The organism is Polynucleobacter sp. AP-Latsch-80-C2 (assembly GCF_018882185.1).
Taxonomy (GTDB): Bacteria; Pseudomonadota; Gammaproteobacteria; order Burkholderiales; family Burkholderiaceae; genus Polynucleobacter.
The window spans coordinates 132,219-142,896 of record NZ_JACVOY010000005.1; the positions used below are offsets into that span (position 1 = coordinate 132,219).

The 10,678-nt window shown below is 46.6% G+C and carries 12 protein-coding genes; 3 read left to right on the top strand and 9 right to left on the bottom strand.

All coding sequences use genetic code 11. The annotated features are described in order from the left end of the window. Position 1: 1 nt before the first annotated feature. On the top strand, positions 2-1,186 hold the full coding sequence (locus ICN47_RS07350) for a CaiB/BaiF CoA-transferase family protein (protein WP_216219285.1): 1,185 nt from the start codon (positions 2-4) through the stop codon (positions 1,184-1,186). Here ICN47_RS07350 and cls read toward each other — a convergent pair. Genes cls through ICN47_RS07365 form a run of 3 tightly spaced genes read right to left on the bottom strand, consistent with a single transcriptional unit; the run spans position 1,183 to position 3,610 of the window. Continuing rightward, the gene (gene cls, locus ICN47_RS07355; protein WP_255538965.1) at positions 1,183-2,619 is read right to left on the bottom strand and encodes a cardiolipin synthase; all 1,437 of its coding nucleotides are present in this window, start codon (positions 2,617-2,619) and stop codon (positions 1,183-1,185) included. The genes ICN47_RS07350 and cls overlap by 4 nt on opposite strands. A gap of 38 nt (positions 2,620-2,657) precedes the next feature. After that, complete coding sequence (locus ICN47_RS07360; RefSeq protein ID WP_216219287.1) at positions 2,658-3,410, bottom strand: endonuclease/exonuclease/phosphatase family protein; 753 nt, start codon at positions 3,408-3,410, stop codon at positions 2,658-2,660. Then, complete coding sequence (locus ICN47_RS07365; RefSeq protein ID WP_216219288.1) at positions 3,407-3,610, bottom strand: (2Fe-2S)-binding protein; 204 nt, start codon at positions 3,608-3,610, stop codon at positions 3,407-3,409. Before ICN47_RS07365 ends, ICN47_RS07360 begins: the two co-directional genes overlap by 4 nt. Before the next feature lie 66 nt (positions 3,611-3,676). Between ICN47_RS07365 and ICN47_RS07370 the strand changes: the two genes are divergently transcribed. After that, on the top strand, positions 3,677-4,372 hold the full coding sequence (locus ICN47_RS07370) for an ABC transporter permease (protein WP_216219289.1): 696 nt from the start codon (positions 3,677-3,679) through the stop codon (positions 4,370-4,372). Continuing rightward, a complete protein-coding gene (locus ICN47_RS07375; protein ID WP_216219290.1) occupies positions 4,365-5,072 on the top strand; it encodes an ATP-binding cassette domain-containing protein in 708 nt (235 codons plus the stop codon). Before ICN47_RS07370 ends, ICN47_RS07375 begins: the two co-directional genes overlap by 8 nt. Here ICN47_RS07375 and ICN47_RS07380 read toward each other — a convergent pair whose 3' ends face one another. The 6 genes from ICN47_RS07380 to ICN47_RS07405 are packed head-to-tail and all read right to left on the bottom strand — an operon-like array spanning position 5,073 to position 10,638. Continuing rightward, complete coding sequence (locus ICN47_RS07380; RefSeq protein ID WP_216219291.1) at positions 5,073-5,345, bottom strand: hypothetical protein; 273 nt, start codon at positions 5,343-5,345, stop codon at positions 5,073-5,075. 10 nt (positions 5,346-5,355) lie between these two features. Further along, positions 5,356-6,411, bottom strand: coding sequence for a formate dehydrogenase subunit gamma (locus ICN47_RS07385; protein ID WP_216219292.1), 1,056 nt, complete (start codon positions 6,409-6,411; stop codon positions 5,356-5,358). A 47-nt stretch (positions 6,412-6,458) separates the two neighbouring features. After that, complete coding sequence (locus ICN47_RS07390) at positions 6,459-6,695, bottom strand: hypothetical protein (protein WP_216219293.1); 237 nt, start codon at positions 6,693-6,695, stop codon at positions 6,459-6,461. Beyond that, complete coding sequence (gene fdh3B / locus ICN47_RS07395; RefSeq protein WP_216219294.1) at positions 6,695-7,351, bottom strand: formate dehydrogenase FDH3 subunit beta; 657 nt, start codon at positions 7,349-7,351, stop codon at positions 6,695-6,697. Before fdh3B ends, ICN47_RS07390 begins: the two co-directional genes overlap by 1 nt. A gap of 27 nt (positions 7,352-7,378) precedes the next feature. Further along, the gene (locus ICN47_RS07400; RefSeq protein WP_216219295.1) at positions 7,379-10,357 is read right to left on the bottom strand and encodes a formate dehydrogenase subunit alpha; all 2,979 of its coding nucleotides are present in this window, start codon (positions 10,355-10,357) and stop codon (positions 7,379-7,381) included. 59 nt (positions 10,358-10,416) lie between these two features. After that, positions 10,417-10,638, bottom strand: coding sequence for a hypothetical protein (locus ICN47_RS07405; RefSeq protein WP_216219296.1), 222 nt, complete (start codon positions 10,636-10,638; stop codon positions 10,417-10,419). Positions 10,639-10,678: the final 40 nt, after the last annotated feature.

Below are 10,678 nucleotides of genomic sequence, written 5' to 3' on the forward strand. Positions count from 1 at the left end.
TATGAGCATTCGCCCACTAGATGGCATTACCGTTATCTCACTAGAACATGCAATTGCAGCGCCCTTTTGCACAAGACAGCTTGCTGATTTAGGAGCGCGCGTCATTAAGGTGGAGCGCCCCGGTAGCGGTGACTTTGCGCGTGGATACGACAAACAAGTGAAGGGTCAGAGCTCTCACTTTCTTTGGGTAAATCGTTCTAAAGAAAGCTTATGCTTAGATCTCAAGCAGCCCGCAGCACTAGCCGCACTTAAAACGCTTTTAAAAACTGCGGATGTACTGGTACAGAACTTAGCACCCGGCGCTGCGGCGCGCATGGGATTGACGGCAGAACTACTGCAAAAAGATAATCCGCATTTGATATTGTGTGACATCTCAGGATATGGCAACAACGGATCCTACCGTGATAAAAAGGCGTATGACCTACTCATCCAAAGTGAAGCGGGCTTCTTATCGGTAACGGGTACCCCAGAATCGCCAAGCAAAGCTGGCAACTCAATTGCTGATATTGCTGCAGGCATGTATGCCTATACCAATATTTTGGCAGCCCTATTACAGCGAGGCAAAACTGGAAAAGGCTCTGTCATTGATGTCTCGATGCTTGAAGCCCTCGGCGAGTGGATGAGTTTCCCCATGTACTACGCCTTCGAGGGGGCTGAACCACCACCCCGAAATGGCGCTTCTCATGCAACGATCTATCCATATGGCCCCTTTAAGGCAGGCGATGGTGGAACGGTCATGCTGGGTTTACAAAATGAACGGGAATGGGCTCAATTCTGCGATGTCGTACTTGAGGATCCTGTACTCGCTTTAGATGAGCGCTTTGATAAGAACTTTAAACGCAATGAAAAGCGTACTGAACTCTTGGCAATTATTGATCAGTGCTTTAGTAAGCTGACGACTGAACAAGTCATCGCCAAGCTTGAGAAGGCACAGATTGCCAATGCACGACTCAATGATATGAAGGGTCTGTGGAATCACCAACAGCTAAAGGAGCGTGACCGCTGGGTCAATGTCGATACCCCTGCCGGAAGTATCCCCGCCCTTTTACCGCCTGGATTAAATAATACTTATGACTATCGAATGGACCCGATTCCATCAGTAGGCGAACATACCGATGCCATTTTGAAAGAATTGGGTCTAAGCGATTCTGATATTGCCAATATGCGCTCTAGCGGCGCGATTTAGAGTAGTGGCGATGTGAGATGAGCTGCATTCTCTAGAAAATGATGCCAGCGTGGACGCTTAGCCCATACCTGTGGATTGACTAGATCAGACTGCGCCAAATAAGTTTGTATCAACTTGCTAAGATCAGCGCAAAAATCTTCGTTATACACAATGAGGCTGATTTCAAAATTGAGGCGCAAGCTACGTTGATCAAAATTGACGGAACCAAAAATAGCTGTTCGCTTATCAATCAACAAACTCTTGGTATGCAATAAGCCCCCATGAAATTCGGCAATCTGAACGCCCGCACTCATTAAATCGGCATAGTAACTCTTACTACTCCAAGCAACTAAAGTGGAGTCATTTAATTTTGGCAGAATCAGCGTTACCTTTACACCGCGTCTTGCGGAAGCCATCAGCGCCTGCATCAAACCATCATCAGGGCCAAAGTATGGCGTCGTGATAGTAAGCTCTTCCCGTGCATCAATCATTGCTGAAAGCATGGTTTGATACAAAACATCATCACGATACACTGGTCCAGAAGCCAGCTCTTGCGCAATAGCAGCGCCCTGAAAAGGCGCTACAGGCGGTATCCGATCATCAAAGTGGGTGATGTTTGGATTGTCCACACTCCAGTCAAATGAAAACGTAAGCTCAAACTGTGCCGCAACCGGGCCCTCAACACGAACCATGGCATCGACCCACTCTCCAACTCCGGAGTCCTGCTTAAAGGTTCTGGGGTCAACCATATTCATGCTGCCAGTCCACACAATCGCGCCATCTACAACAAAGATCTTTCGATGCAAACGAAGATCGGCTCTGCGGAACTGGAAGCGCCCAATCTGAATCGGCAAAGCCTCAGTTACCTGAATACCTGCATTACGGAAGCGTGCGGGCCAATTAGATTTAAACCAAGCGCCACTACCAAGGGAATCGAGCAATACACGGCACTTCACTCCACGCTTTGAGGCTGCAATCAGAGCCTCACCTACTCGATCCGCATCTCCACCCAAAGCCCAGATATAAAACTCAAGATGTAGACTTTTCTTTGCCTGATTAATCTCATCGATGAAATTTTGCAAAATTTTTAATGAATTGGTATGTAACTCAAGACGGTTACCGCAAACTACGGGCGTACCATTTTGGGATTCAGCCAAGAGACTGAGGGCTCTACCCTCAGCTGGAATCTTCTCTCTATCAACAGCATAATCCTGGCGCATTTTTTCAGTGATCTGCTCATACTCACGATTCATGCGATTAATCTTCCGGGTTAATTTTCTGCCGACAGGTCGTTCACCAATCAATATATAGAGACTGATACCGACAATGGGAAAGCTCATTACGATAAAGATCCAAGCAAAGGCAACGCCAACCGGCCTTCTCACCGAAATAATGACCCCAATGAAATAAGTCACCAATAAAAAATGGACCAGTAGAAGTCCATTCAATTTCATATTAAAGGTTGAATGCAAAAATATACTTAACAGCTCATTCATAGCAGTTCCAATTCAGCAGTAATTCCTAGGTGGTCTGATAACTTCATCCAATCATGCAATATTTTCGCAGAATGGATTCTTAAGCCGCGCACATAAATACGGTCCATCGGTAACATCGGTCTAATACTTGGAAAGGTCTTTGCAGGCGCCCCTGTTAAGACCTCAAATACCTCATCAAAGCCAGCCTCTCGCATGGGGGCGCTCACGCGATTACGCCAATCATTAAAATCTCCAGCAACAATCGTAGGGCCATCTTGGGCCAAGACTTTAATGTAATGAATAATTTCTTCTAATTGACGCTCTCTACCGCGCTCAAATAAAGCCAAGTGAACACAAAAACAATGAATGGGTTTATCTAGACCCTCGAATTGCGTAATGCTATGCAAAAGTCCGCGACGCTCAAATCGATAGGCAGAAATATCGTAATTATTTCCTTTGTGTAGAGGGTGTTTAGACAAGATTGCATTGCCATGATGCCCATCTGGATACTCTACGTTTTTACCGTAATGCCAATCATGCCAAAAATCCTCAGATAAGAAGTGCGTTAATTCTGTTAATGGCCATTGTCCAAAGCGGCGCAATCTTCCACGATGTTCTTGCTGAAGTTCTTGTAAAAATAGTAGATCAGGATGATGGCTGCGCATTCTTTGGCGCAACTGATAAATAGTGGAATGTCGATGCAAAGGAGATAACCCTTTGTGAACATTCATACTCATCACGGTAAATCGACTGCTACCCACCATACTCATGAAGACTGCCCAGATGCTTGTTGGCGCCTTTGGCGAGCTAAATAGATTTCACCCTCAACCAAGTCCTGACATTGCATGCACTTGTTGCAGATAGATGCCTGCTCCCTTAACTCATCAATCGAGTTAACCGGATTAGCATCTAAATACTCACGAAGCTCTTCATCAAACACCTCGTTACAGAGGCAAACGATTTGGGCCATAGGTCAAAATTAGGGTGATTTGTCTCATTGAGACCATTTTGCCATCCCCTTGATAGAATCGACCGCATGTTTACTGCTTTTCAAGATGCCCTAAGCCTCCTTGCCCAAATGAATGGCGGGGTAATTGGCATCGTGCTTGTGTCTCTGCAGGTCAGCCTTTCTGCCCTTCTGATTGGCACCTTGCTAGGATTACCTATTGGCGCTCTTTTGGCTACAGAAGAATTTAAGGGCAAAAAGGCCGTTATTGTGACCCTCAATACCCTCATGGGGGTTCCTACCGTCATAGTTGGGGTGGTGGTCTATCTGCTGCTGTCTCGCTCAGGCCCTCTAGGGGCATGGGGATGGCTCTTTACTACCAAGGGCATGATCCTAGCCCAAATACTACTTACAACCCCTTTAATTGCCGCTCTAAGCAGGCAAATCCTAGAGGACTCCTGGCGCATTCACCGCGATTCCTTCTTAAGCCTGAGGCTCCCTCCTCTATCGCGCTACAAATGGTTGATTTGGGACTGCCGTTTTTCCCTCACCATTGCGATTCTTGCTGGCCTTGCCAGAGCGATATCCGAGGTAGGCGCCGTCATGATTGTTGGCGGGAACATCGACCACTCCACTAGAACCATGACTACCGCCATAGCACTAGAAACCAGCAAGGGAGATTTACCGTTAGCTCTTGCATTGGGGATCGCCTTATTAACGATAGTGCTCGTTGCCAACCTCTTTACTTTTGCAGTTCGTCAAATTGCGGAGCGCCGTTATGGTTAACACCGCCGAAAAATTTAGCAAGTTCATCGAGCTCAAGAATGTCAGTGTGATGAGCAATGGCAGAACAATCTTGAGCATCCCACATGCCATGATTCCTGCAGATCGAATTACCGCCTGCATTGGGCCCAATGGGGCTGGAAAAACGACCTTCTTAAAACTATTAGATGGGTTAATTAAACCCGATACGGGAACGGTGACTTATTCATTTAAGACCAACACCGCGCTTGTCTTGCACCATACGCCCATGATCAAGGCATCAGCACGAACAAATCTCAGCTTGGTAGCCGATGCTTATCCCAATATTACTGCTGCAGATATTCATCAAGTGCTTGAGAAAGTAGGCTTAAGGTCTCTTGCTTCAAGCCCGGCCCATAAGCTATCTGCCGGAGAAAGACAGAAGCTATGTTTAGGAAGGGCGCTCTTACAAAAGCCTCATTTAGTCTTACTAGATGAGCCAACCGCCAACCTGGATCCAAATGCCACAGATCAAGTAGAGAAACTGATTCGAGAGTTTGATCAAAATGGCTCTGATATTATTTTTTCCTCGCACCAGCTTGCCCAAGTTCAAAGACTTGCGCAATACATCATCTTTATAGATGGTGGTGAGATAAAAGAAAAGGGACCCGCAGGCCCCTTCTTCTCCGATCCTCAAACGCAAGCCGCTAAACGCTACCTACGTCAAGAGTTACTCTCCGAGTAATTATTTTGCTGGCGCTGGCGCAGCTGCTACAGGGGCAACAAATGGTGGTGGTGCAACACATGCGGCTGGCGCTGGGGTGCCTGATACTCTAAATTTATCTGCCACACGATTTTGAGCTTGGCAGAGTTGATAAGCACCTACTTTATCCCCATAAGCGGCTTTAGCTTTTGCCAAATCAGCAGCAGCTTGCGCCTCAGGAGTTAATGGAGGCAAAGTTGCAAATGCAGCAACTGATACGAGTGCGCCGAATGTAAAAGCAATGATTTTTTTCATGGCTTTGTCCTTATTTATTAAGTTTGTCATACCAGAGCTCATGGTGCTCTTTGGCCCAAGTAGCATCAACATAACCTGTCTTCATGCCGTCAATCGAGCCTTGCATACCAATCGTTCCAATGTAGATATGACCCATTGCCATCGTAGTCATCAAGATCGCCGCACTGCTATGAATGATGTTGGCGATCTGCATCGTGCCACGCAAATACTCAATCTGCATAAACGGCACAATCATGTCGAGCACGAAACCGGATGCTGAAATCAATAGACCTAAGAAAGTCATGCCAAACCAAAACCAAAACTTCTCACCCATATTGAAGAAGCCTGCTGGCACATGCTTGCCGCTGAACATGCCTCCAAAAGTGAGCAACCAGTCCAGATCACCTTTACCAGGGATGTTCTTGCCAACAAAAAGAAGGAAGAAGAGCACAATGGTTAAAGTAAATAATGGGCCCGTGAAATTATGGATATTTTTACAAACCATTAGGAATGAACCATAAGCCACACCGCCCATGAGCGGCATTGCAAAATACTTGCCATACAAAATCATGAGGCCGGTGAACGCTAGGGCCAAAAAGCTAGCTGCCATCGTCCAGTGGATCAGGCGGTCTAAGGCACTAAAGCGCTTGATCTTTACGCCAGACATTGGCTCATGTAGCTTGATTGAGCCTTTGATGGTGTACATCGCAATGATGCCGAAGAACGCAATTGCCAAAAGCCAACCGCCGTACACAGTAATGATGCCGTTGCGAATCAAACGCCATTCTTGACCTGCGCGCTGAATTAAAACACCAGCTTGCTTGTCAGGGATGCTGACGTAGTTCTGTGGATCGCTATTTGGCGCAGTAAAAATAGAGGGGTTTGCTGGCTGCGCTTGCGCTTGTGTTCCATTTGCTAAGCTATTTGGATTGGCAGGAACAGACAAAGGTGGAATATCTACTCCACTAGGGGATGGTAACGGCACCATCGGTGCACGCTCAGCAAAGCTCATTCCGCTTGCGAGACTGAGCGATAAGCCAGCAGCCACTACCAAAGTGCGCAGAACTTTAGAGAATGATCGTTTCATACACATGTCCTTAAACGTTTTCGTTTTATTTATTGTTATTGAGTTGATCACTTAACGCGACTGTATTCGTTTTGAGCTTGGTTACGCTTATCGATAGACTCTGTCCAACTCGCTTGATTACCAGGCGTCCAACCCTTAGTCATGAAGCCATCGTTAGCCCCCATGTAAGGCGCGACATCAGGACGCTTAGCAGCTTTAGCAGCAATCTCTGGTGGTTCAGAACATGCGGCTAATAGAGAAGCTGTTGCAACACATAGGCCAAGAATTTTGAAATTGAATTTCATTATTTAGCCCCTGGAATTTTTGCTGCTGGAGTTGGAGTGGGTGCAGGAGTATCTGGACCACCATAAGCAGTAGACCATCCGAAGGCTTTGGATCCTGGATACTTTCCATTCTTTTCACGTGTAGCAACACGCTGATTGAAGATACCAGTAATCACATCACTGTCGCCACCGATCAAAGCTTTTGTAGAACACATCTCAGCACATAAAGGTAACTTGCCTTCTGCTAAACGATTGCGGCCATATTTTTCAAACTCGGCAACACTACCGTTTTCCTCTGGGCCACCGCTACAGAATGTGCACTTGTCCATCTTGCTGCGAGTACCAAAAGCACCTTTACTTAAGAACTGTGGCGCACCAAATGGGCAAGCAAATGAACAGTATCCGCAACCGATACAGATATCTTTGTCATGCAGTACTACACCCTCGTCGGTGCGGTAGAAACAGTCCACTGGGCACACAGCCATACAAGGAGCATCTGTACAGTGCATACAAGCAACTGATATTGATTTCTCTTGACCGATGATGCCATCGTTGACCGTGACAACACGACGACGATTAACGCCCCAAGGAACTTCGTTTTCATTCTTACAGGCAGTAACACAGCCGTTGCATTCAATGCATCGCTCTGTGTCGCAAATAAATTTCATTCTTGCCATTGTGTTCTCCTGACTTTATTTTTTAACTTAGGCAAATTTTTCGATTTGGCACATGGTGGTTTTGGTTTCTTGCATCATCGTCACCATGTCATAACCATAAGTAGTCGCAGTATTAACCGCCTCACCCTGAACTACAGGTGCAGCACCTTCTGGGTAGTACTTGCGAATATTTTCACCCTGCCACCATCCCGCAAAGTGGAATGGTACAAAAGCAGTTCCTTGGTCAACACGCTCAGTAACGAGTGCGCGCACTTTGATTTTTGCCCCAGTCGGAGACTTAACCCAAACATAGTCCCAATTCTTAATACCGCGATCTGCAGCAGCCTGAGGATTAATCTCGACAAAGTTTTCCTGTTGTAACTCTGCCAACCATGGGTTGGAACGAGTCTCATCACCACCGCCCTCGTATTCCACCAAACGACCAGAGGTCAGAATGATCGGGAACTTCTCGTAAAGTTTCTCATTCAAGTTTTGATCTTGCAGAGTCTTATAGAGTGTTGGCAAGCGCCAGAAATTCTTTCTATCCGCGGTCGTTGGATACTTGCGCATCATTGGTGCGTTAGTACTGTAAAGCGCTTCACGGTGAATTGGAATGGCATCTGGGAAGTTCCAAACAATTGCACGAGCTTTGGCGTTACCAAATGGATGGCATCCGTTCTTCATGACAACACGTTGAATACCACCAGACAAATCGGTCTTCCAGTTCTTGCCTTCAGCAAGCTTCTTCTCATCGTCGGTAAGCTGATCCCACCAACCCAACTTCTTAACCAAAACGTGGTCAAACTCAGGATAACCGGTGGTAATTGCAGAGCCTTTGGAATAAGAACCATCTTCAGCCAACAAGCTCTTGCCTTCGCGCTCAACACCAAAGTTTGCGCGGAAGTTACCGCCACCCTCCATCACACTCTTACTTGTGTCATAGAGGTTTGGTGAACCTGGGTGTTTGATAGCGGCTGTGCCATAGCAAGGCCAAGGCAATCCATAGTAATCACCAGTCGTGTCGTAACCTGTTACTGGATCTACACCACCACGGGACTTCAAGGTCTTCGGATCAAATGTTGCAACCATTCTCATGTGCGCTTTAAGTCGTTCTGGAGTTTGACCGGTGTAACCAATCGTCCAGCATGAACGGTTGATTTCACGCAAGATGTCTTCAATTTGCGGCTCTTTCCACTGCTTACCGGCAAATTTTGAGTTGAGCATTTTGTAATTCTTTGACAACTCTTCACCAAAACCAAGACGATCAGCGAAAGCCTGCATGATCACATGGTCAGGAACAGATTCAAAGAGTGGGTCAATGACTTTCTCACGCCACTGCAATGAACGATTCGATGCTGTAGCAGATCCACAAGTCTCAAACTGTGTTGCTGCTGGCAATAAGTAAACATTACGATTCTTGTTTACTTTTTGCCCTTCTGCTGCCGGCATAGCTGCCATTGCAGCAGTCGCACTTGGATACGGATCCACTACTACTAGCAGATCTAACTTATCCATTGCACGCTTCATATCAAGACCACGTGTTTGTGAGTTAGGTGCATGGCCCCAGAAGAACAAACCTTTTACATTGGTCTGCTGGTCAATCATGTCGTTCTTTTCTAGAACAGCATCAACCCAACGAGAAACTGTTGTACCTGACTTCTCCATCATGTCAGGTGCATAGCGGCCTTTAATCCATTCATAGTCAACACCCCACACTGTAGCGAAGTGCTTCCATGAGCCTGCTGCCAAACCATAGTAACCAGGCAATGAATCTGGGTTAGGACCTACGTCAGTAGCGCCTTGAACGTTATCGTGACCGCGGAAAATATTCGTACCGCCACCAGACTTGCCTACGTTACCTAAGGCTAATTGCAAAATACAGGAAGCACGCACGATGGCGTTTCCAATAGTGTGCTGGGTTTGACCCATACACCAAACAACCGTACTAGGACGATTCATCGCCATTGTCTTAGCGGCTTGGTAAACCTGAGCTTCAGGCACACCACAGGCCTCTTCTACAGAGGCTGGAGTCCACTTTTCCATCACTTCTTTACGGATTTCTTCCATGCCGTAAACGCGATCATTGATGTACTTCTTATCTTCCCAGCCGTTTTTGAAGATGTGATACAGCATGCCAAACAAGAAAGGAATATCAGTACCAGAACGGATGCGGATGAACTGATCAGACTTCGCTGCTGTACGGGTGTAACGTGGATCAACCACAATCACTTTGCAACCATTCTCTTTTGCATGCAACAACATCAACATCGAAACCGGGTGAGCTTCAGCAGCATTTGAACCAATGTACAAAGCAGCCTTGGCATTCATCATGTCGTTATAGCTATTGGTCATCGCGCCATAACCCCAGGTGTTCGCTACACCTGCAACGGTTGTGGAGTGACAAATACGAGCCTGATGGTCTGTATTGTTGGTACCAAAGAAAGAAACCCACTTACGCAGTAAGTAGGCCTGTTCATTGTTATGTTTGGATGAGCCAATAAAGAACATCGCATCCGGAGAGTACTTCTCACGAATGCTCTTCATCTGCGCAGTAATTTCAGTTAAAGCCTGGTCCCAAGAAATACGCTGGTACTTTCCATCAACCAGCTTCATTGGATAACGCAAACGGTAGTCACCATGACCATGCTCGCGTAAGGCCGCGCCCTTTGCGCAGTGCGCACCCATATTAATAGGGGAATCAAATACGGGATCTTGACGAACCCAAACGCCATTCTCAACCGTGGCATCTACCGCGCAACCAACAGAACAATGGGTACAAATAGATCTTTTAACTTCAATCTTTCCTTTGCCATCCAGCATGGCTTTGCTTGGCTCAGCCACTGCTTTTTGCACAAAGCTCAATTGGCTAGCCGCAATACCGGCGCCTACACCTACTCCTGAACGCTTCAGGAATGTGCGGCGATCCATGGTTGGAACTGCTGCCTTGAGGCCGCGTGACAAACTCCCAATCAGGTGAGATGTCGAGCGACTGCTTTGTGGGGTATTGGATTTACGAGTCAGACTCATATGTTGTCCCTGAGAAAGTTTTTTTATTTATTGAATAACAATGGATACAAAAGACTGAATTACAGCAAAGTGGTTTCGTAATACTTACGCATATGCGCAGTAATTTGCTGACCCTCTTCTTTGGCCTTCACGGTGCTACCAATTTCTTGAATGACCGCTTTACCAACCGAGGTTTGGGTGGCAACAGCAACAGCACCTACGGTGGCGCCTGCACCAATAAAGAACTTACGACGGGACGGCTTGTTTTCGTCCATTTCTAAGGCTTTGGTTTTAGTGTTCATGCTGTACTCCTATTAAATTACTCTTGATTTGCGTCAAGTG